Annotated in this window: 21 protein-coding genes; 13 read left to right on the top strand and 8 right to left on the bottom strand. The window is 58.9% G+C overall.

Features of this window, described 5'->3' with window-relative positions; translation table 11 throughout:
* The first annotated feature begins 38 nt into the window (after window positions 1–38).
* On the top strand, window positions 39–923 hold the full coding sequence (gene metF / locus RBB62_RS00980; protein ID WP_309396120.1) for a methylenetetrahydrofolate reductase [NAD(P)H]: 885 nt from the start codon (window positions 39–41) through the stop codon (window positions 921–923).
* Between the two features lie 699 nt (window positions 924–1,622).
* On the opposite strand, the gene RBB62_RS00985 is transcribed toward metF, so the two are convergent.
* Together RBB62_RS00985 and RBB62_RS00990 are read right to left on the bottom strand one after the other, a co-directional pair.
* Window positions 1,623–2,570 (bottom strand): ABC transporter permease, encoded by a 948-nt coding sequence (locus RBB62_RS00985; RefSeq protein ID WP_309396124.1) that lies wholly within the window; start codon window positions 2,568–2,570, stop codon window positions 1,623–1,625.
* An 87-nt stretch (window positions 2,571–2,657) separates the two neighbouring features.
* Window positions 2,658–3,788 (bottom strand): N-acetylmuramoyl-L-alanine amidase, encoded by a 1,131-nt coding sequence (locus RBB62_RS00990; protein ID WP_309396126.1) that lies wholly within the window; start codon window positions 3,786–3,788, stop codon window positions 2,658–2,660.
* Window positions 3,789–3,872: 84 nt separating this feature from the next.
* On the opposite strand from RBB62_RS00990, the gene RBB62_RS00995 reads away from it, so the two are divergent.
* The gene (locus tag RBB62_RS00995) at window positions 3,873–4,598 is read left to right on the top strand and encodes a uracil-DNA glycosylase family protein (protein ID WP_309396128.1); all 726 of its coding nucleotides are present in this window, start codon (window positions 3,873–3,875) and stop codon (window positions 4,596–4,598) included.
* A 220-nt stretch (window positions 4,599–4,818) separates the two neighbouring features.
* Here RBB62_RS00995 and rplI read toward each other — a convergent pair whose 3' ends face one another.
* The 4 genes from rplI to rpsP all read right to left on the bottom strand — a co-directional run bounded on the left by rplI (window position 4,819) and on the right by rpsP (window position 7,143).
* On the bottom strand, window positions 4,819–5,322 hold the full coding sequence (gene rplI / locus RBB62_RS01000; protein WP_309396130.1) for a 50S ribosomal protein L9: 504 nt from the start codon (window positions 5,320–5,322) through the stop codon (window positions 4,819–4,821).
* 21 nt (window positions 5,323–5,343) lie between these two features.
* Complete coding sequence (gene rplS / locus RBB62_RS01005; RefSeq protein ID WP_309396132.1) at window positions 5,344–5,715, bottom strand: 50S ribosomal protein L19; 372 nt, start codon at window positions 5,713–5,715, stop codon at window positions 5,344–5,346.
* Between the two features lie 15 nt (window positions 5,716–5,730).
* On the bottom strand, window positions 5,731–6,423 hold the full coding sequence (gene trmD / locus RBB62_RS01010; RefSeq protein WP_309396134.1) for a tRNA (guanosine(37)-N1)-methyltransferase TrmD: 693 nt from the start codon (window positions 6,421–6,423) through the stop codon (window positions 5,731–5,733).
* A gap of 450 nt (window positions 6,424–6,873) precedes the next feature.
* Window positions 6,874–7,143, bottom strand: a complete 270-nt coding sequence (gene rpsP, locus RBB62_RS01015; protein ID WP_309396136.1) for a 30S ribosomal protein S16 — start codon at window positions 7,141–7,143, stop codon at window positions 6,874–6,876.
* Between the two features lie 121 nt (window positions 7,144–7,264).
* On the opposite strand from rpsP, the gene RBB62_RS01020 reads away from it, so the two are divergent.
* The 11 genes from RBB62_RS01020 (at window position 7,265) to RBB62_RS01070 (ending at window position 17,265) form a co-directional block, all read left to right on the top strand.
* The gene (locus tag RBB62_RS01020; protein WP_309396138.1) at window positions 7,265–7,765 is read left to right on the top strand and encodes a cupin domain-containing protein; all 501 of its coding nucleotides are present in this window, start codon (window positions 7,265–7,267) and stop codon (window positions 7,763–7,765) included.
* Window positions 7,766–8,010: 245 nt separating this feature from the next.
* Window positions 8,011–8,652 carry a pyridoxamine 5'-phosphate oxidase gene (gene pdxH / locus RBB62_RS01025; protein WP_309396140.1) on the top strand — a complete coding sequence of 214 codons (642 nt, stop codon included), beginning with the start codon at window positions 8,011–8,013 and terminating at the stop codon, window positions 8,650–8,652.
* 222 nt (window positions 8,653–8,874) lie between these two features.
* On the top strand, window positions 8,875–10,791 hold the full coding sequence (locus tag RBB62_RS01030) for a potassium transporter Kup (RefSeq protein WP_309396142.1): 1,917 nt from the start codon (window positions 8,875–8,877) through the stop codon (window positions 10,789–10,791).
* A gap of 183 nt (window positions 10,792–10,974) precedes the next feature.
* Window positions 10,975–11,778, top strand: a complete 804-nt coding sequence (locus RBB62_RS01035; RefSeq protein WP_309396144.1) for an SMP-30/gluconolactonase/LRE family protein — start codon at window positions 10,975–10,977, stop codon at window positions 11,776–11,778.
* Window positions 11,779–11,808: 30 nt separating this feature from the next.
* The gene (locus tag RBB62_RS01040) at window positions 11,809–12,210 is read left to right on the top strand and encodes a Fur family transcriptional regulator (protein ID WP_309396147.1); all 402 of its coding nucleotides are present in this window, start codon (window positions 11,809–11,811) and stop codon (window positions 12,208–12,210) included.
* A 158-nt stretch (window positions 12,211–12,368) separates the two neighbouring features.
* Window positions 12,369–12,767, top strand: a complete 399-nt coding sequence (locus RBB62_RS01045; RefSeq protein ID WP_309396149.1) for a hypothetical protein — start codon at window positions 12,369–12,371, stop codon at window positions 12,765–12,767.
* 78 nt (window positions 12,768–12,845) lie between these two features.
* Window positions 12,846–13,517 carry a sulfite exporter TauE/SafE family protein gene (locus RBB62_RS01050; protein ID WP_309396151.1) on the top strand — a complete coding sequence of 224 codons (672 nt, stop codon included), beginning with the start codon at window positions 12,846–12,848 and terminating at the stop codon, window positions 13,515–13,517.
* A 176-nt stretch (window positions 13,518–13,693) separates the two neighbouring features.
* Window positions 13,694–13,984: a hypothetical protein gene (locus RBB62_RS01055; protein WP_309396154.1), complete on the top strand. Its 291-nt coding sequence runs from the start codon at window positions 13,694–13,696 to the stop codon at window positions 13,982–13,984.
* A 121-nt stretch (window positions 13,985–14,105) separates the two neighbouring features.
* Window positions 14,106–14,870, top strand: a complete 765-nt coding sequence (locus RBB62_RS01060) for a DeoR/GlpR family DNA-binding transcription regulator (RefSeq protein WP_309396156.1) — start codon at window positions 14,106–14,108, stop codon at window positions 14,868–14,870.
* Window positions 14,871–14,894: 24 nt separating this feature from the next.
* Window positions 14,895–16,310, top strand: a complete 1,416-nt coding sequence (locus RBB62_RS01065; RefSeq protein ID WP_309396158.1) for a rhamnulokinase — start codon at window positions 14,895–14,897, stop codon at window positions 16,308–16,310.
* A gap of 127 nt (window positions 16,311–16,437) precedes the next feature.
* Entirely contained in the window at window positions 16,438–17,265 is an 828-nt protein-coding gene (locus RBB62_RS01070) for a hypothetical protein (RefSeq protein WP_309396160.1), read from the top strand.
* On the opposite strand, the gene RBB62_RS01075 is transcribed toward RBB62_RS01070, so the two are convergent.
* Complete coding sequence (locus RBB62_RS01075) at window positions 17,258–17,761, bottom strand: NUDIX domain-containing protein (protein WP_309396162.1); 504 nt, start codon at window positions 17,759–17,761, stop codon at window positions 17,258–17,260. The genes RBB62_RS01070 and RBB62_RS01075 overlap by 8 nt on opposite strands.
* 176 nt (window positions 17,762–17,937) lie before the next feature.
* Window positions 17,938–19,374: a UTP--glucose-1-phosphate uridylyltransferase gene (locus RBB62_RS01080; RefSeq protein WP_309396164.1), complete on the bottom strand. Its 1,437-nt coding sequence runs from the start codon at window positions 19,372–19,374 to the stop codon at window positions 17,938–17,940.
* Window positions 19,375–20,011: the final 637 nt, after the last annotated feature.

Raw genomic sequence — 20,011 nt, forward strand, 5'->3', positions numbered from 1 at the left:
AAAACTCCCATCAACATATCGAAATAAATTGATGCGTTATGCCTCGTAGAATTATTTCCAAGATGGCCGACGGGCACAAAGTGTTCTCGGTAGAGTTTTTCCCGCCCAAGACTGAAGAGGGTGCGCGGCAGATCCTGCGCACCGCCAACGCGCTGAAGGCCTACCAGCCGGACTTCGTGTCGATCACCTATGGGGCCGGCGGCTCCAGCCGTGAGCGCACCATCGAATACGGCGAGCTGCTGCGCGACCTGTTCAACTTCGAGGTGATGCCGCACCTGACCTGCGTCGGCCACTCCAAGGACGAACTGGCGGCGATTCTGGAGCGCTTCCAAAAGAGCAACTTCCACAACATCATGACCCTACGCGGTGATCCGCCCAAGGGCCAGGACAGCTTTGAGCCGCACCCGGACGGCCTCGCCTATGCCTCGGACCTCGTGGCCTTCATCAAGGAGCGCTTTCCAAGCTTTTGCCTCGGCGTTGGCGGCTACCCGGAGAAGCATCCGGAGGCGCCAGACATGGAAACCGACCTCGCCAACCTGAAGATCAAGGTCGATGCGGGCGCGGACTTCATCACCACGCAGCTCTTCTTCCGCAATGCGCTTTACCACGACTTCGTGAAGTCTTGCCGCGAGCGCGGCATCGAGATCCCGGTTCTGCCAGGCATCATGGCAGCCATGTCGTTCGACCAGGTGCAGCGCTTTTGCAACTTCTGTGGCTCGAGCGTGCCGCGTGAACTCCTCGGCAAGCTGGAGCTGGTCAAGGACGACGCCTCGGCCTCGGAAGCAGTCGGCGTGGACTGGGCCTTCCAGCAAATTCGCGAGCTCCTCGACCACGGGGCTCCCGGAGTCCACCTCTACATCCTCAACCGCTCCAAGGCGGCCGTAGAGCTGATCGAACGCCTCCGCGACGCCAAGGCGCTGTAGGAAGCTGGTTAATTTTCACGCGAAGACCCGTAGACCCCCAAAAAGCATTTCAAGAACGTTGGGTCTACGGGGCGAGAGTTTACCTCACGGGCGACACACACCCGGACCTCGACACGATTTGCGCTTTTCGTCGTGAGAACCAGGCGGCCTTCACGGCGTGTTTTCTTGAGGTACTGCTGCTAGAGATAACATGAAGTTGCCGGGTTGAGCAAGTGCTGGACCCGGCAACTTCATGTTATCTCTAAGCTCATAGCAGGCGAAGCGAGCCGCCACGTTGGATGGGCGCATTTAAGTAGCACAGGCGTCTCGCCTGTGTTCAGTTAGATGGATTAGGGCACAGGCGGGACGCCTATGCTACGACTGAGAGGCAGCTGTGGTGGCTCGCATGTAAGCGACGCCCTACCTCAAAATGATAGTTTGGAACCCGTCAGCATGGGGTGCGGCGCGGGGACGCGCCTGCGCTACCTAAGAGGGCGTCTAAAAACTCAAGTGGTCTTCGCTGGAGAGCGTCTTCGAGGTCAAAATATCATTTCTTCATCTCGACGAAACTGGTTTCGCCTCGATTCAGAAGCCGAACTTTTGCCTCTCGAATACATCTCGCCGACTCGATCAGAGTTTTTAGACGCCCTCTTAGAGATAAGCCATTTGCCCAATGGGCAAATCCGGATGCGAGGCATCCGACGGTGCAGCGGGACGCTGCTAGCTGAAGCGGAGTTTGGGGTTCATCACGGCTTGGACGATTTCGGCGAGCATGTTGAGCACGACCAGCAGTGTTGCGTAAAACAGCGCGCAGCCGATGACGAGCATGGCGTCGCGATTGATCGCGGCCTCGACGAAAAACCGGCCCAGGCCCGGGATGCGGAAAATGGTTTCCACGACGAATGAGCCGCTGATCAGCCCAGCCGCCGCTGGCCCGAGGAAGGACACCACCGGTAAAATGCCGTTGCGCAGGCCATGCACGCCATACACGCGCCAGCCGCTGACGCCCTTGGCGAGCGCCGTGCGCATGTAGTCCTGGTTGCGGACCTCCAGCATGCTGCCGCGCGTGAGGCGCGCAAGGTAGGCCGCGTAAAACAGACCCAGCGTGAGCGAGGGCAACACGCGGTCGCTGGCAAACTCCCAGCCCGACACGTTGAACCACTGCAGATCGAGCGCGAAATACAGCAGGAGCAGCGGCCCGATGACAAACGTGGGCAGGCAGATACCAAGCATCGCGAGGCTCATCGGCAGGTGATCAGTCCACGTGTGGGGACGCCATGCCGCGATCACGCCGGCGCTGACGCCGATCAGGATCGCGATGATCAATGAGTAGAGCCCGAGCTCGAGGGAAATGGGAATTTTCTGGCCCATAAGCTCATCCACGTCCCAGCCGGTGTAAGTCGTGGAGACGCCGAGGTCGCCCTGTAGGAGGCCGCGGATTTCGCCATCGGGCCGCGGGGCGATGCCCATAAACTGGCCGTATTGCACGATGAGCGGCTGGTCGAGACCGTATTGTTTCTCGTAAGCCTCGCGAATGTGCGTGGCGACTTCTTTCTCTTTGTCAAACGGAGAGCCGGGCGCCGCGCGCATCATGAAGAACGCCATCGTTGCCAGGAGCAACAGCACCGGGATGGTTTCGAGCAGGCGTCTGAGGATGAGCTTCGTCATGTGTCCTCCAGGTCTGCAAGGCGAGCCGGGACATCTACTGCTTGTCTTTTAGGCATTGTGAGTAAGCTAGCCATGCGGTGCGTTAGGTCAAGGTGCGGCGTAGAAACGAACTAGCGCGAGTTCGACCGCACGGGCGTAGGTTTGCGCTAATTGCTCGGGGTTTTCCTGGTAGTCTGAGTAGAAGCCGACTTCGTTCGCGACGAAGGGCTCGAGGAAAATGGTTGGGCATTGGTAAAGGCGGTTCGCCATCAGATTGCGCGCCCACACGTAGGGGTTGGGGTTGATGCGCACGGCGTTTGGGCCGGTGTAGGTGAAGGGAGGCTGAGGCGATATTTCGCGAAAGCAAACGGCCATTGTATCGGCCAGTGGGCGCTCGACTTGCCACGTGCCGCTGAGCAGGCGCTCGATCATGGCGTAGCGTTGGTCATCGTAGCTCAGCTCGTCCGCGCTGTAGGCGCCGTTGACAAGGAAGTGCGCGTAACCTTGGTCGGCGAGCTCCTTGTCTTCGGGCGTCGTTGTGCCGTCGACATGGAGGCAGAGGGTCACGTCGGGCTGGAACTGTTCGTTGACTAACTGCGCGCGCGCCTTGATCTCGCTCACCCGGTAAAACAACAGACGAGCGAGGGACTTTTCCTTCAGCTCACGGTCCTTCACGTCGAGCTCCAAGCCAGGCGTCAACTCGCGCTCGGTCACGAGCTTGGCTGCCAGCGGGCGCAGGCTTTCGGGCGTGTCGGTGGTGACGGGTTCGTTGGTTTCGCGGACTAAATAAACCGTCGCGCCAAGGGCTTCGAGTTGCGGCTTGAGCACCTTGGAAACCTCGAGCACGAACTCGCCTTCGCGGAAGAGCGGGCCGTCCGAAGTTTTCCAACTGCGGAATTCCATCGCGGCGAATTCTCCGCCGATGTGCCCCGGGTCGAGAGCAACTTTCAGGCCGGCGAGGGGGAGGGCGTCGTCGGGCTTGGTCGCGCGCCACTCATCGCGCGTGCGCCAATAGCGCGGCGGCGGGGCCGGGAGGCGGCCGTATTCGCGGAATTCGATTTCGTAGGGCTCGGCATCGTCTTCAAAGCGGAGCACGAGGGCGCGGTCGCGCTCCACGGTGACCCAGCCTTCGTTCGCGCCGTTGGGGGCGTACTGGGATTCCAGCAGCCAGCGAAAATCACTGGCGGTGAGTTGGGCTTGATATTCGCCCAAGCGCGACCAATCTGGGGCACTGCCCATCGAGGTAAGTTTCTCGGCGCCGAGCGTTCCCGCCCAGCAAAAAATCAACATCGCCATCCACCGCATCCCGACCACATTGCCCACATGACCATTGCCAAACAACTGGAAAATGCCGCGATTACGCTGCGCGACGCTGTCGACGCGCTTAGCTTCAGCGAGCCCGTCACCCACGTGTATAATCCCCTGGCGTACGCCTGGGAGTCGCATCTGCTATACATCCGGCGTTTCGGCAATTCCAAGAAGAAGGTCGTTTTTCTCGGTATGAATCCGGGCCCCTTCGGCATGGCGCAGACGGGCGTGCCGTTTGGCGAAATCGCCGCCGTGCGCGATTGGATGGGCATCACGGCTCCCGTTGGCAAGCCGCCCGTGGAGCACAAAAAGCGCCCCGTCGATGGCTTTGATTGCCCGAAAAGCGAGGTTAGCGGTCGTCGTCTGTGGGGCCTGATGATGGACCGCTTTGGCGCGCCGGAAAATTTCTTTGCCGATCATTACGTCATTAATTACTGCCCGCTGCTCTTCCTCGATGGCTCCGATGGCAAGTGCCGCAATTTAACGCCGGACAAGCTCAAGGCGTCCGACGTCAAAGACATGTATGCCGCCTGTGATGACCACCTGCGCTCGGTCCTTGACGCGCTCCAGCCCGAGTGGCTCATCGGCGTCGGTGGCTTCGGTGAGCAAAAGCTCGCCGATCTCAATTGGGACAAGCCACACAGCATTGGCAAAATTCTCCACCCGAGCCCCGCCAGCCCTGCCGCCAATCGCGGCTGGGCCGAAGCCGCCACCAAGCAACTCTCCGCCCTCGGCCTCTAGCAGCCTCCGGCTGGACCGGCGGATGCTGCGCATCCGGATTTCTGCATTGCGGAAATGGCTAATCGATGACTCTGAGGTGGCGCGGATCGTCTCGATCCGCAGTTTCATTTGCTCACATCCATCCGCAGGTCCGCGTAGGCCATCAGGCGACAATCACGCACAAAAAAAAAACCGCCCGGATGACTCCGGACGGCAATTTTTGAAAGGATTAAGCAGGAGCTTAGGCTTCGGTCTTTTCTTCCTCGGCACCTTCTTCGGCAACTTCCTCGATCGGGTTTTCGGAAACGACTTCCCATTCGAGTTCGTAGGAGACTTCCGGGTGGAGCTTCACCTTGGTGGTGTGCTTGCCCAGGGTCTTAACCGGAGTGTGGAGGTTGAGCTGCTTGCGCTCGACTTCGATGCCGTCTTCCTTGAGGCGGTCAACGAGGTCTTGAGAAGTGACGGAGCCGAACATCTTGCCACCTTCACCGGTCTTCACTGCGATAGCGATGGAGACGGTTTCGAGGCGGGCGAGGACTTGCTCAGCGTGCTCGCGCTCTTGCTTGAGGCGGGCATCCTTACGGGCCTGAAGGGCTTCGATGTGCTTTCTGTTGGCGCGGTTGACCGGGAGGGCCAGCTTGCGCGGCAGCAGGAAGTTGCGGGCGTAACCAGCCTTTACGGAGACTTGGTCGCCTTCGTGGCCGAGGTTCTCGACGGGCTCGAGGAGTAAAACGTCTTGGTTCATTGGTAAATTGCGTCTCGGGGTTTACTTCTTGCGGCCGGCTTCAATGAGGCGCTTTTCCTTAACCTCGGTAGCCTTCTTACCGATGCGGTCACGCAGGTAGTAGAGGCGAGCCTTGCGGGTGATGGACTCACGGTCGACTTCGATCTGGTCGATGTTCGGGCTGTGAATCGGGAATACCTTTTCGACGCCTTCGCCGAAGCTGATGCGGCGGACCGTGAAGGTTTCACGGATGCCGGAACCCTTGCGGGCGATAACGATGCCAGCAAAGATCTGGATACGTTCTTTGTCGCCTTCGCGAACGCGGGTGTGGACGCGCACGCCGTCACCTACCTTGAAATTGAGGCGGCTGGAGTCGAGTTGGTCCGAGGTGACTTCTTCAAGTGTGGCTTGCATGACTGGTGGGTGGAATTACTGGTGGCCTTCGGTGTCGGAGTTTTCCAACAGGTCTGGCCGGCGTTCTTTGGTTTTTAAATAGCTTTGCTCCCGCCTCCACGCTGCGATTTTCGCATGGTCGCCACTCAGTAAAACCTCCGGAACTTTCATTCCGCGGTACTCAGCTGGACGCGTGAATTGAGGAAAACCGAGGAAAGTGTCGTGAAAGGAGTCTTGCGTCAAGGATTTTTCTTCACCTAAAACGCCGGGCACATAACGGGCCACGCAATCGATCAAAACACAGGCCGGGAGGGTGCCATTGGTCAGCACATAATCGCCGATGGAGACCTCCCGCGTGACGAGTGCATCGCGCACCCGCTGGTCGATGCCCTCGTAGTGCCCGCTCACGAGAACCAAGTGCTCCTTCTGAGCGAGTTCCTTCACCAGTGGCGTGTTGAGCTGCTCGCCGTCGGGGCACAGATAAATGACCTCCGCGCCCGGCGTGGCGATCTCTTCTATAGAGTGAAAGAGCGGCTCGGGCGACAGCAGCATCCCCGCGCCCCCGCCAAATGGGCGGTCGTCGGCGGTTTTGTGCTTATTTTGGGACCAATCGCGCAAATCGTGCACGCCAATCTCCAGCAGACCCTTCTTGGTGGCCTGCCCGAGCATGCTTTCCTGCAAGTAGCCCTCGGCCATGCGAGGGAAAAGGGTGATTAGGTCGAAGCGCATTGGGTGAAATGGTGGATTCGTGGCTGGCTGGTTGGATGGAACGATTTTTTAACCGCAGAGAACGCAGAGAACGTGGAGAGCGCAGAGTTTAAATGGAGGGAGGTGTTCTGTAGATTAAGTCTTCTATACATGGATCATTCTTTTGAATGTATCCACGGTATTCTAGGCGGCCGGGTTGTTCCATTTCTTCCAATAGATCTGGCGGTAAGCTACCATTGCCTTATGTCCAAATGAAGTAGCGATCTTCATACTCACTAAACACTGCTAATTGGTAACCTTTGTAGACTACGAATTCTATTTTTTTGCTCACTCTGCGTCCTCCGCGTTCTCTGCGGTAAATTTAAAAACGTCCCGCTGGCCGTCCCCGCAGCCTCGCCAACAAAAAACCCCGGCGCGGAGCCGGGGCCAGAATGCGAGGTCAGGCAAAGGCCTGGCGTCGAGTGCCGATACTTAGGCTTCGACCGCGGCTGCTTCTGCGCGACGGGCGCGGTTGATCAGCGTGCGTGCGGTGTCGGTCGGCTTGGCGCCAACGCTTACCCAGTAGTCAACGCGCTCGAGGTTGAGCTTCAGTTCGGCGTCGTTACCGCGTGCGCACGGGTTGTAGTTGCCGAGAACTTCGTTGTGGCGGCCGTCGCGGCGGTTGCTCGCTTCAGCAACCACGATGCGGTAAACCGGATTGTGGGTGGCGCCGTGACGCTGGAGTCGGATCTTGAGTGCCATGATTAAATTAAGACTGAAAAGTGTTTTCGAGTGCTGGATTAAATGGAAAACAGAGGAAAAAATAGGTTGCCGCCAGCCCTGTCAAGCCGCATTTACTCGAAAAGCTACTGATATTTCTTTCATGGACGCAGAATCGATCATACACGATTTCGGACTCGAACCGCTGCCACACGAGGGGGGCTGGTTTCGGCGCATTTACACCGACGATGAACAAATTCCGGCCGGCGTCAAGGGCCCGGCTTGCGGTCTTTCCTCGATAATCTACTACCTGATCACCGCCGAGGGCTACTCCGCGATGCACCGCCTGATCCGCTCCACGGAGACGTTTCACTGGCACGCTGGCGACCCAATGGTGCAGCTAATTCTTCACCCGGATGGCTCTGGAGAGAAGCTGACGCTGGGTAACGACTATAGCCGTGGCCACGTCCCAATGTCGATCGTGCCGCGTGGCTCCTGGCAGGGTGCCCGGCTCTCCGACGACACGAATTACCACGGCTACGCGTTTATGAGTGTAGTCGTGACGCCAGAATTCCTCTGGGAAGACTTTGCCCTTGGCGACGCCGACGAGCTCATCGAGCAATACCCGGAGTTTAAAGACGATATTGCGCGGCTGACGCGCTAACCAGCCTCCGGCTGGACCGTCGGATGCGCTGCATCCGGATTTTTGCGGAGCAAAAATGGCTAATCGATGACTTCGAGGTAGCGCAGGCGCGTCCCCGCGCCGCACCCCATCAGAGTGGAAAAGGTAGGGCGCAGTCTCCAGACAAGCCGCCGCGTTGCCTCTCCGAAGTAGCACAGGCGGGACACCTGTGCTACGAATGCACAACTCGCCTTGCCACCCGCCGCGCCTTGCCCCATTTTACCCGTATGACCGACCCCGCAGACATGCGCCGCGAATACACCCAAGCCGGGCTTTCCGAGGAAAACGCCCTGGCCGACCCGATTGCGCAGTTTCGGCTGTGGTTCGAGCAGGCGCTCGCCGCCCAGCTCGTTGAGCCCAATGCGATGACGCTGTCCACGGTCGATGCCTATGGCGCGCCTGACTCGCGCACGGTCTTACTTAAGGCCTACGATGAGCGCGGCTTTGTGTTTTTCACGAACTACCACAGCGCCAAGGCTGGGCAGATTGAAAAGAACCCGCGCGTTTCGCTGCAATTTCCGTGGCTCGGACTGGAGCGACAGGTGAAAATCCGTGGCGCTGCCGAGAAAATTTCGACCAAAGACTCCCTGAAATACTTCCTGAGCCGCCCACGGGGCAGTCAGCTCGGGGCGTGGGTCTCGCACCAAAGCACGGTGATTTCCAACCGCAGCATCCTCGAAATGAAGCTTGCCGAGATGAAGCGGAAATTCGGCGACGGCGAAATCCCGCTGCCGGACTTCTGGGGCGGCTACCGCGTTGTGCCCGCTTTAATTGAATTCTGGCAGGGGCGCCCGAGCCGTCTGCATGACCGCCTGCAGTATTCGCAAAACGATGTGGGCGAGTGGCAGATCGAGCGTCTGGCGCCCTAGCCAGCGTCCCGCTGGACCGTCGAATGCGTTGCATCCGGATTTGGCCATTGGGCAAATGCCACTCCGTCGCTACGGCTTGCTTATAAGCGTCGCCCTACCTCAGTAAGATTGAATAATCGCCTGCCTCTTCGCTATTTGCGCAATGCGCAAATCTATCGGTCCAGCGGGACGCTGGAAATAATAGCTGGATGCGGCGGGGAGTTGCCGCCATGATGCGCAACCGTGAGTGAGAGCGCTCAAGGGGGAGATGCCGCTGCTGCGTCGAAAGCCGGGACCGCGGGCCTGATGGTCGGCGCGCTGGGCGTGGTGTTTGGCGACATCGGGACGAGCCCGCTGTATGCGTTTTCGACGGCTTGTAATTATTTGGATGCGGCCGATGTGGAGGCGTCGGTGCTCGGGATTGCGTCGCTGTTCTTTTGGTCGCTGATGCTCGTGGTGACGGTGAAATACCTGGGCTTCGTCATGCGGGCGGACAACCACGGGGAGGGCGGAGTGTTCGCGTTGATGGCTCAGCTGCGACCGTATTTTTCGTCGAAGAAAGGCACGCCGGTCGTGCTGCTGATCATGATGTTTGGCGCGGCGCTGCTGTTGGGCGACGGAGTCATTACGCCGGCTATTTCGGTGCTCAGCGCGGTCGAGGGGCTGGAGTTTTTTGAACCGCGGCTGGAGCACTACATCGTGCCGCTGTCGATGCTGATTCTGCTGGGGCTGTTTGCGGCGCAGCGCTTTGGCACGGGGAAGATCGGCGTGCTGTTTGGGCCGGTGATGCTGGTGTGGTTTATCACGCTGGGCGCTTTGGGCGCGTGGCAGCTGATGCAGCACGGGCTCGCGGTGCTGGCGGCGGTTAACCCTTACTACGCGGTGCATTTTCTGGTGATGCACTGGCAGCAGGCGATCTGGGTGATCGGCGCGGTGGTGCTTTGCGTGACGGGGGCTGAGGCGCTATTTGCCGACATGGGCCACTTCGGGCGCAAGCCGATCACGCTGGCGTGGTATTGCCTGGCGTTGCCAGGGCTGCTCTTAAATTATTTTGGGCAGGCGGCGCTGGTGCTCGCGGCGGGTAAGGCACCGGAGAATGCCTTTTACGCGCTCGTGCCCGATGGCTGGCCGACGCTCGCGCTGACAATTCTCGCCACGGTGGCGACGGTGGTGGCGTCGCAGGCGTTGATCTCGGGCTCCTTCGCGCTGGTCCGGCAGGCGATCCAGCTCCGGCTGCTGCCACCGCTGCAAATCATCCATACGAGCGAGGCGCACGAGTCGCAGATTTTCATTCCGCTGGTCAACCAATGCCTCGGCGGCGCGTGCATCCTGACGGTGCTGCTATTTCGCTCGGCCGAGAACCTCGCCGCCGCCTATGGCCTCGCCGACACCGGCGCGATGATCGTGACGAGCATTGCGTATTTCTACGTGCGGACGCGGCGTCAGGAGAAGGGCATGGCGCTGAGTTTGGCGCTGCTGGTGTTGTTCTTCTCGGTGGACTTTGCCTTCTTTGGCGCGAACTTGCTCAAGCTGTTTGCGGGCGGCTATTACCCGTTGGCGATTGCTGGCGGTGCCTTCCTGATGATGGTCACTTACCGCGCGGGGCGTCGCGCACTGCATGCGTATCATAATGACCGCCGCGAGCCGCTGAGTGCGTTTTTGGAAAAGCTGGAGCCGGGCAACTATCAGCGATTGCCGGGGACGGCGGTTTATTTAACGGGTAACAACCTGACGACGCCCACGATGCTGGCGAGCCAGCTGCGACTGTTTGGCAGCTTGCGCGAGCGGAACCTGATCCTGACGATGGCGCCGGAATCCGTGCCCCGCGTGGCGGGCGACCTGATCACCGAGACGACGCCGTTGCCCCATGGGTTTGTGCGCGTAACGGCGTCCTACGGCTACGAGGATCGGCCCGATTTGGACGCGATCATCGAGGAGGCGGAGCGTCGTTTGTTCGACGGCGCGGTGCCCGAGCCGGTGGCCTATTTTGCCTCGCGCGAACGCTATGTGCCGACGGAGGACGGCCCGATGCCGATGTTTATGCAGCGGCTGTATTCGCTCCAGCTCCGCAACGCGCGGCCGATTTATGAATACTTCCAGTGGCGCCCGGACGACTTCGTAGAGGTGATCCAGACGGTGAAGTTTGAGAAGTCGGGGTAGGGCGAACCCTGATTTGGCTCTGTGCGAAGAACGCGTTTCGGGATTTCCGCATATGTCTGTAGGTGAATTTTAGAACATCGGTAAGGTATGAGCGCTGGTTGAATTTACTTCGCTTTGCAGAGTGGGGCGTCCATTATCGCGAGGATGTTCCCCCGAATTCTCGCTGTTTTTCTTACTTTAAGTGTGTCACTGGCTTTTGCTGAGCCGCAGGTTGAGCAGTTGGCGACGGGGTTTAAATTCGTGGAAGGGCCGACGCTGAGTCCGCTCGATGGCGCGGTTTATTTCTCCGACATTCCGAATCGCAAAGTGCATCGCTGGGACCCGGAGTCGGGCGAAGTGACGGTTTTTCTCGAAGACTCGGGTGGCTCAAACGGGCTCTTGTTTGACCATGCCGGGAATTTGTTTATTTGCCAGGATAAGTCGCGTCGCCTGGCGGTGCTTGCGCCCGATGGCGAGCTGACCGTGCTGGCCGAGACTTACGACGGCGGCAAACTTAACAGCACCAACGACCTCTGGATCGACCCGCAGGGCGGCGTTTATTTTACCGATCCGAAATACGGCAAACGCGACCAGCTTGAGCAGGACGGCGAGCATGTCTATTACCTCTCGCCCGACCGCGCGCAGCTCACGCGGGTCGTTGACGACATGGTGCGCCCCAACGGGATTGTCGGTACGCCGGACGGCAAAACGCTCTACATCGCCGACCATGGCGGGCAAAAGACCTGGCGTTATAAAATTGCGGACGATGGATCGCTGTCGGACAAAGCTTTGTTCGCCGACCAGCCGTCGGACGGCATGGCGCTCGACGCCGCAGGGAACCTTTACCTGACGCACGACGGCGTGGATGTCTATTCACCGGCGGGGGAGCATTTGCAGACGATCATGCTGCCGGAGCGTCCGGCCAATGTCACCGTGATTGGCGAGGAGCCGGTGGTCCTGTTTGTAACCGCGAAAAAATCCGTTTACCGGGTCACGTTGGAGCATTGACCGGCGGCGTAAAATTTCTTGGATAAACTTATGCCGGAAACTCCCACCTTTCGTCGCACCCGCCAGCGCGAAGCCATCTACAACGTGCTGAGCGAGGCCGAGCGTCCGCTCAAATTTGAGGAGCTGCTGGAGCGCGCGCGCGAGCATTATCCCCGGCTCGGCGAGCGCACCGTCTTCCGCAACGTGCGTGAAATGCTCGATGACCACACCCTGGTTCGCGTTTATCTGCCGGGGCAGCCAGCGCGTTACGAGCTGCCAACCGGTAACCACTGCCCGCACTTTATTTGCCGCAATTGCAACAACGTGTTTGTGCTGCCGGAGGAGACCCCCGACATCCTGCCAGAGTATCGGGCAAAAATCCCTGATAATTTCGTCGCCGAAGGCGAGGAGGTGATCATCTACGGTTATTGTCGTGAGTGTCCGAAGGATTAAACTTGGGTAGATTGGGGGCTGAATGGCCCTGTAGGTAATTAAAATATCTGGCAGATTGATATGGGGGGTGTCAGTTATTTAACTGAGCATAATACACTATCGGCTGGATGGTCAGCTTAGCAAGTATTTGATAGTGTCATGGCGTCAAAAGCGATGCCATGAAAGAAGAAGCCGATCACTCCAGCTTATCCTATTCTGAGTTGTTTGACGCCGAAATGCGTCTGATCGTAACGTATGAGAATGAAGACTTTTTGCGGAGATTTGCTCAGCTCATTCCAGAAGTGATTTCTCGATCCTCGTGGCGGGTGCGGAAATTGGAGCCAACAATGTTTATCCGCCTATATGCGGCGCTGGCTCATGAGCTGGCGATGTGCCAGGAAAAATTTGGAGACTACCGAGACTGCAGCATCGCCAGTATCTGCATTAGCCTCCGCCTTCAGCGCCGACTGGAGCAGATCCTGCGCCCCCGGGTTTTGCGCCCCAAGAAGCCCGCTGGTCCGAAGAAGGAGAGCCTACAGGGCAAGCCGCCGTTTCATCGTCCGCGCTGCGTCGCTTAGAGCGCATTTGCAAACTGTATTTGCCGATTGCCTGAGGCGGAAAACTGCCGATGGTAGGGGGTGATGCTTTCCGCCGCCATGATTGATAGCGCCTCGGCTGCCTTTATTGCCGGGCTGGTGACGAGTCCGCACTGCGTTGGCATGTGTGGCCCGATTGGCTGCGCAACGTTGCCACTGGGCCAGTCGGAGAGCTCCCTGGCGTGGGCGACGGCGAGCTACCACCTGGCACGCGCGTTGGCTTATATGACGATCTGCCTGCTGGCGGGCTTGCTGGGCGGTTCAGTGCTCGATGTATTTGGGGCGGCGCCAGCGCGGTTTTTGCCGTGGGTGATGGTGGCGATGCTGCTGGCGGTGGCGTTCCGGCTGGATCGTTATTTCCCGAAGCCCAAGGCCTGGGGCGGAGTTTTTCAAAAGGCGAGCCGCAAGGTGCGTCAATTGCCGCGTTGGCTGCTGGGCGCCGGATTGGGCGGGTTGACTCCGCTGCTGCCCTGCGGGCCGCTCTATTTAATCTTCACCGTGGCGCTTTTTTCGGGGTCGGCCATCCGCGGGGCAGAGATCGGCCTTGGCTTTGCGCTGGGGACCGTGCCGCTGCTGGCCTTGGCGCAAGGGGGGTATTTTCGCTATCAGAGTAAGTTTTCGCCCACGGTGTTGCGTTGGGTGCAGCTCGTGTTCGCCTTGGCGGCCGCGGGGCTGATCGCTTTCCGAATGATCGCCAGTGACGGCGCTTTTGGCGAGCAATTCTGCCACTAGTAAGGGGCAGGAAATGCTTAGCTACAGGATCTCACCAAGGGCAACGGCGACGGGGCCCCACGCGTGGATAGGGCTGTTTGCCCAAAATGTCGCAATGCGTGTTTAGCCTTTGTTAAAGCGGCTTTCAGCGCCTGCCGAGCCTTGACCGTTGTCGGTTTTAGGGTAGCTTGATTACCATGACAAATGCCCAATCCGTCCTCGTGATCGAGGGTTTTCAATCCACTGAAGTCACCCTGAAACCAGGGCGTTGCGAGTTGCACATGAAGGGCCCTGATTCCAATCGCTTGCTGGCCGTGGAAAACTTCGTGCCGCTGAAGCGAATTGTTGATTTGTTCCTCGGTTTCGACAAGCTGGAGGTCATTGATCAGCTGAGTCCGGACAATCCCGTGGAATCCGGCCGTTTTCTGGTCCGCGCGCATCGTGGTAATGAGGTCATCAAGGGCTTCTGCGACCAATACGAAGGCTAATTCCGCCTCAGCGCTGGTCATTCAGTTTCTGCGAGGCGTGGGCTGGAAGAATTTGGCAGCTTTTGGTTGATTCCATGCAGCCAAGGCCTAATCTGGAGCAAATACCAGATTAGGAAGCCCCATGACGAACAAGCAGCGCCTCGACGAAATCGAAAAATTCATCCGTGAGCACAAGTATGCCGACCTGCATACCTTGGGGACGAAGTTTGACATCTCCCTGTCGACGGTCCGCCGAGCGCTCAACGAGCTGGAAACCAATGGCGTGATCCGACGTCACCACGGTGGCGCGAGTTTAGTGGACGAAGAATCCGCCGCCAGCGACTACGACTTTATTACGCAGGACGACCGCCAATCGGAGGAAAAACACCGGATCGCGCACAGCGTCGCGTCGAAAATTGAGTCCGGTATGACGGTCATCATCGACGGCGGCACCACGAGCTACGCCGTCGCTAAACTCCTGACGGAAAAGCGTTTAGTGGTCATTACCAACAGCCTGCCCGTGGCGGCGCTGTTCAGCGAAGTGGGCTCCTGCGAAACGATTGTCACCGGCGGCACGGTTTACGCGCGCCTCGGTATTCTCTACGGGCCAACCTGCGAGCAGGCGCTCAGCCAAGTGCACGCGGACATCGCGGTCTGCGGTTGCGCGGGCGTCACCGCCAAGGGGCTTTGGAACACGAACTCGTTCATTGTCTCCTTCCAGCAACGGATGATCGAGTCGTCTGACCAAACTTTTTACGTGGTGGACAGCAGCAAGCATGACCGCCGCGCCCTGCATTTATCCACGCCCTTTAAACCAAATCTGACCGTTGCGACGGACGCCCCGCCCCCTGATGAAATTACCCAGGCCATCCAGGAACATGGTGGGGAGCTGATCGTCGCTCAGTAAACTCCCACACCTCCCCCCTAAGCGATGAAGAAGACCCATTGCGCCGCGATTGACCTCGGCGCCACCAGCGGACGCGTCATCGTCGGCGCCTACACCGACGAGTCGCTCGAACTCACCGAAATTCACCGTTTCCCGAACGGCTTTCACCGGCTCAATGACCACGATTATTGGGACCTCGGCAGCTTCTTCAGCCACATTGAAAAGGGGCTCACGGAAGCCAAAAAGCTCTTCCCGGACCTCGTTTCCTGCGGCGTCGACACCTGGGGCGTGGACTACGCGCTGCTCGACAAAGACGGCCGCCTCGTGGCCCCCGTGCACGCCTATCGTGACGAGCGCACTGAGCCGATCCGCGACCGACTGATTGCCAAGGGCGACGACAAGCAGCTCTACGACTGGACGGGCCTGCCGCCGGTTAATTACAACACGGTAATCCAGCTTCACGAGTCGTTGACCGCCTTCCCGCACCTCCGCGAGGCCGTGGACCGCTGCCTGCTGTTGCCGGATTATTTCAACTACCTGCTGTCGGGCAAAATGGTCAACGAAGTCTCCATTGCGAGCACTGGCCAACTGCTCGACATCCAAACCGGCGGCTTCTCCAAGGAGACCCTCGACTTCTTCGGCATCCCCGAAAAGTGGTTCCAGGGCCCGGCTAAGGCGGGCGAAAACCTCGGCAAGGTCCGCAATATGCCGGGCTTGGAAGACGTCGATGTGATCCTCGCGCCCGGGCACGACACCTCGTGCGCCTTCGAGGCGATTCCCCGCATCGGCAAGGACTTGTTTGTGTCGGCGGGCACGTGGCTGCTGACCGGTGGCTTGACCGCCCAGGCGGCCTCGGGCGACGCGGCTTACGAGCTGGGCGTTTCCAACGAGCGCGACGGCCAGGGCGGCTATCGCCCGAATAAGATTTTGCTCGGCCTTTGGTTGCTCGAAAAGGTGATGCCTTACTTCGAGGGTCGCCCGACGAACGACGCCGAATGGTCCGGCCTCATCGAGCGCGCCGACGACATTGGCCGCGCCGAAGTCCTCATTGACACCAGCGACCGCTCGCTCTTCAACCCCGACAACATGAAGGAGGCCATCGACGCCAACCTGAAGCGCCAGGGAGGCCAGCCGCCGGCGGACTTGCCGGGCTACGTGAGCCTGATCTGTGATTCGCTGGGCGCGAGCGTCGCGAACACGGTCAAGGTGTTTGAGGAAATGACGGGCGAAACCTTCGACAACCTCATCATCGTGGGCGGCGGTTCGAAGAATCGCCTGCTCTGCCAGCGCATCGCAGACTTTGCGGGCATCCCCGTAACGAGCTACAAGCTGGAAGGCACCACGGTAGGCAACATCGGCTATCAGCTGCTCGGGATGGGCGTGATTCAGTCGCTCGATGAATACCGCGCCGTCGTCGCGCGAGACATCGCCAAGCAAAGCTACCGGCCCAACGTCGGGTAGGGGCCGGGTGATAATTTATCCGCATCGTTACTTACCGGGTTGACTCTGCCGCGCGCTTTACAAGCGTGTAGCTGTGTCTGTTCGCTACCGCAAACGCCGATCCCGCACGCCCCTGATTCTTGGGGGGATGATTCTTCTGCTGGCGCTGAGCGGCGCCGTTGCCTGGTATTTGAATCAGTGGAAGCCCGGCGAGGAGCCCGAGACGGATGTTGAAGCCGCCGTCTCGGAAGAGTCGGCCCCGATGAAAACCGTTAGGCTGGTTCACTATGGCTACCCGCCGCGCAACCTCGAAGAGCTGGTCGAGCGCTATGCCAAGGCGCAAGGCGGCCCGGAGAAGATTGCCCAGATTAAGAGCCTGAAGCTTCGTGGCGTGACGCGCCAGGGCGATCAGGAAATGGAGTTTCAGCAGATTAAGCGTGTGCCGTCGAGCAGCCGTATTACTTTGGAAACCGCCCAGTACGAACTGAGCACCATTACGAATGGCGACGAGGTGTGGCGCAAGTTTGGCGGCCGCCCGGAGGTCTACCGTGTTACGGGAGAAGACCGCGAACGAGTCCTCAGCGAATCGCAGATTATCAGTCCGCTCTGGACCTATCGCAATACGCCGGGCGTGCTTTCGATGATGTCTGACGAGATGTTGGACGGCGTGATCTACCACCGCGTTAAGGTAGCCATTCCGGATCAGCCTGTAGCGGTTTATTGGATCGATCCAGAAACCTATTTGGAGCGTCAGATTGTGACGACCAATGCCGAAGGTGGCGAAGTTGTCACGCTATTTGAAGACTACCGTCCGCTGGATTGGCTCGTGATTCCCTACCGCGTCGTGTTCATGAAAGATGGCGAGCTGGTTTCCGACATCGAGCTCATGACGGCCGATATGAACATCGGCGTGTTCGCGTCCTATTTTGATCCGCCGGAAATGACGGCGGAGTGGCCGCCGAAGGGCTTTAATTAATATCGCCCAAGTAAAGCGGGTCGACGGATAGCTGGCCGTCCTGGATGAATTCCAGAATCTTGCGCGGGTAGAAGTTGGCGTTGGGCAAATCTGCGAGTGGAATCCACTCGATGCCGATCTGGTTCTTGTCGCCGTTGGTGCTCAGGTCGATCACGACGCCTTCGGGCAGGCGGCAATTGAAGACCACTTCGAGCTGATGGAAATGCTTGTGCTTGCTGGCGAATGAGTGGTTGCGGCCGATGTATTCGCGGACGTAGGCCACGGTTTCAATGATCGGCTCCACGCCGATTTCTTCCCGGCACTCGCGCATGAGCGAGGTCACGAGGGTTTCGCCGTGTTGTTGCCCACCGCCCGGGAGGATATAGAAAACTTCCTCCTCGCGCGGACGCTTCATCTTGATCGCCAACAACTTACCATCCTTTATGATCAACGCACGCGATGCGCTGCGCACATTGCGAGAGTTGTGGGGAAAGATGTTGTCACCGCGAAAAGGCATAAGCGATACAGTTCTATCGCTAGCTTTCCGGCTGGCAAGCGTGGATTCAAAAGGGATTGTCACCTTTGCCCAAAAAAGAAAAACGGTCGGCATTTCCGCCGACCGTTTCTTAAAAATCCTTGTGCACCCATTCGCGCAATGCGCGAATCTCCCGGTCCAGCCGGAGGCTGGCTGGGTTAGGCGTCGAGGATGACGCCTTCCTTGATTTCCGGCTTCGGGTCGAGGCTGTTCCAGCGCTCGATGAAGGCGGCTTCGCTATCGGCAAACTTCGGGGTGATCTCGAAGACGAAGGACGGCTGGCCCTTTTCGTCGACCGGGATGCCCGCGCCGGCGGCGTTGGCCCAAGCGGTAAACTCCGCAACTTGCGCTTCGCAGCAAGTCTGCGGGGAGTCGAGGCCTTCGGCGTTCTTGACCGGAGCGAAATCGCTTTCGCGGGAGGTCTCGATGATGACCGGATTTTTGGCAAAGGGCAGGGCGTCGAACACGAACATTTCAAACTTCACGCCGTTAGGTGTCTCGGGCTTGAAGGGCTCGCCGTTGGCGTCAACGGTGGCGACCTTCTTGTCTGCGCGGTGGAAGGGCAGGGCGGCGTCAGGGTTGTCCCCGCCCATGCCTTCGACGAAGGCGCGGTCGAGCACGTGAATCGCGATGGAGCCGGCGATGTAGCGGAGCTCGCCATTGTCGTTAGTTTGGTCGGTGAGCTCGTCGGGCATGTCGCTGTATTCGACGACGACGGTGCGGCCGCGCTGGGTGCAGAAGTGGCCGACTTTTTCCTTGGAGTAAGCCTTGGGCAGCATCTTGGAAGACATCTCGCTGCCGGCGTCGATGTGGAAGCCGATCAGGGCCGGGTCGAGGAACTTCACGAGCGGATTATCCACCTGGAAGTAGGAAATGATGTCGATGCCGGCTTCCTTCATCTTGGTGGTGGCGCCGCTGCGGACGAGCGCGCGGAGGGAGCCGCCGTGGCCGTCCGGGCTCATGGCGATCTCACCCTTGTCGGCGAGGATGATTTTGCCTTCGAGGTCGACGGCGGGCATCAGGCCCTGCTTGAAGAAATGCACGGTGTCGGCGCCGAGGCCGAAGAAGTCGTTTTCCTTAAAGAAGGCTTCGGTGGCTTCGTGGTTGAGGTTGCTGGTCATCAAGAACCACGGGATCGACGCGCCGTAGCGGATGCGGGCAGCGAGCACCTTTTCGGCAAAGACCTGGAACAGCGTCGCCTTGCGGATCGGGCTTACCGGGTAGGTGCCCTTGGGGCCATCGTAGCCGAGGCGGGTGCCCTGGCCGCCAGCCACGGTAAACGCGGCCACGCGGCCAGCCTTGAGCGCTTCCTCGCCCTTGGCGCTGGCGGCTTGCCACTGCGCGGGATCACCACCGCTCTTTGGCAGCGGGATGAACGGCGCGGGCGCGAGATCCGTCAAGTCCACGCCATGATGGCCTTGGCCGAGCACGAGTGTGTTGCTCAGGCGGTCGATTTCGGAGAGGTCGATGAGCGATGCTTGCTCGATCAGGGCGTCCTTGGCGGAGTCATCCAATTGATCCCAGAAACGGAACACCTGGCCTTGGCCAGCCTGTTGGAATGAGTCGATTAGGGTGTCGGCGGAAGCGGATTTCATAGCCTGCAAAGCTATAACCCTGCTTGCAGACAGGGCAAGAGTAAGGTCGCCCGTTTTCGTCGCAAAAAGTTGTCGTTTTTGCGACATTTTTGAACTCTATGATACGTTAACTGGATCTTAGGACTACTTCGTTAAATTCATTTAGAACCGCCTCAGGAAGGTTCATGAGGTGGAAATGGCCGCAAAAAGGCTCAAAAAACACAAAGTGGTCTTCGCCGGAGAGCGTCTTCGAGGTCAAAATATCATTTCTTCATCTCGACGAAACTAGTTTCGCCTCGATTCAGAAGCCGGAATTTTGCCTCTCGAATACATCTCGCCGATTCGATCAGACTTTTTAGACGCCCTCTTAGAAATGCCTCGCCGAAAAACCTTCGGTGTTTTTTGGCAAAAAACACTGGGGCAAACTGGCAATATCCACTGGTGTTTTTCGACAGAATGCCCCGGTGTTTTGCGACACAACCAACCAGTGTTTTCCGTCGCAATCAACCAGTGTTTTGCGACACAAAACACCAGAGGGTTGCGTCACAACCGACTAGAGGTTTCCGACAAAAAACACCGGTGCATTTTCGCAAAAAACACTGGTGGTTTTTGTCAGAAGGCTCAGTTGGTTTGTGGTTGAAGCGTTGCCCTCCAGCAC

This window comes from Cerasicoccus maritimus (assembly GCA_031296935.1).
Lineage (GTDB): Bacteria > Verrucomicrobiota > Verrucomicrobiia > Opitutales > Cerasicoccaceae > Cerasicoccus > Cerasicoccus maritimus.

Bases quoted from the DNA above. Each gene is read 5' to 3' on its own strand.
- RBB62_RS01080 (WP_309396164.1), bottom strand. From the start codon at position 19,374: ATGAAATCCGCTTCCGCCGACACCCTAATCGACTCATTCCAACAGGCT.
- RBB62_RS01040 (WP_309396147.1), top strand. From the start codon at position 11,809: ATGCCGGAAACTCCCACCTTTCGTCGCACCCGCCAGCGCGAAGCCATC.
- RBB62_RS01065 (WP_309396158.1), top strand. From the start codon at position 14,895: ATGAAGAAGACCCATTGCGCCGCGATTGACCTCGGCGCCACCAGCGGA.
- pdxH (WP_309396140.1), top strand. From the start codon at position 8,011: ATGACCGACCCCGCAGACATGCGCCGCGAATACACCCAAGCCGGGCTT.
- rplI (WP_309396130.1), bottom strand. From the start codon at position 5,322: ATGAACCAAGACGTTTTACTCCTCGAGCCCGTCGAGAACCTCGGCCAC.
- RBB62_RS00990 (WP_309396126.1), bottom strand. From the start codon at position 3,788: ATGGGCAGTGCCCCAGATTGGTCGCGCTTGGGCGAATATCAAGCCCAA.
- trmD (WP_309396134.1), bottom strand. From the start codon at position 6,423: ATGCGCTTCGACCTAATCACCCTTTTCCCTCGCATGGCCGAGGGCTAC.
- RBB62_RS01070 (WP_309396160.1), top strand. From the start codon at position 16,438: ATGATTCTTCTGCTGGCGCTGAGCGGCGCCGTTGCCTGGTATTTGAAT.
- RBB62_RS01020 (WP_309396138.1), top strand. From the start codon at position 7,265: ATGGACGCAGAATCGATCATACACGATTTCGGACTCGAACCGCTGCCA.
- RBB62_RS01045 (WP_309396149.1), top strand. From the start codon at position 12,369: ATGAAAGAAGAAGCCGATCACTCCAGCTTATCCTATTCTGAGTTGTTT.
- rpsP (WP_309396136.1), bottom strand. From the start codon at position 7,143: ATGGCACTCAAGATCCGACTCCAGCGTCACGGCGCCACCCACAATCCG.
- RBB62_RS00995 (WP_309396128.1), top strand. From the start codon at position 3,873: ATGACCATTGCCAAACAACTGGAAAATGCCGCGATTACGCTGCGCGAC.
- RBB62_RS00985 (WP_309396124.1), bottom strand. From the start codon at position 2,570: ATGACGAAGCTCATCCTCAGACGCCTGCTCGAAACCATCCCGGTGCTG.
- metF (WP_309396120.1), top strand. From the start codon at position 39: ATGCCTCGTAGAATTATTTCCAAGATGGCCGACGGGCACAAAGTGTTC.
- RBB62_RS01060 (WP_309396156.1), top strand. From the start codon at position 14,106: ATGACGAACAAGCAGCGCCTCGACGAAATCGAAAAATTCATCCGTGAG.
- rplS (WP_309396132.1), bottom strand. From the start codon at position 5,715: ATGCAAGCCACACTTGAAGAAGTCACCTCGGACCAACTCGACTCCAGC.
- RBB62_RS01075 (WP_309396162.1), bottom strand. From the start codon at position 17,761: ATGCCTTTTCGCGGTGACAACATCTTTCCCCACAACTCTCGCAATGTG.
- RBB62_RS01055 (WP_309396154.1), top strand. From the start codon at position 13,694: ATGACAAATGCCCAATCCGTCCTCGTGATCGAGGGTTTTCAATCCACT.
- RBB62_RS01050 (WP_309396151.1), top strand. From the start codon at position 12,846: ATGATTGATAGCGCCTCGGCTGCCTTTATTGCCGGGCTGGTGACGAGT.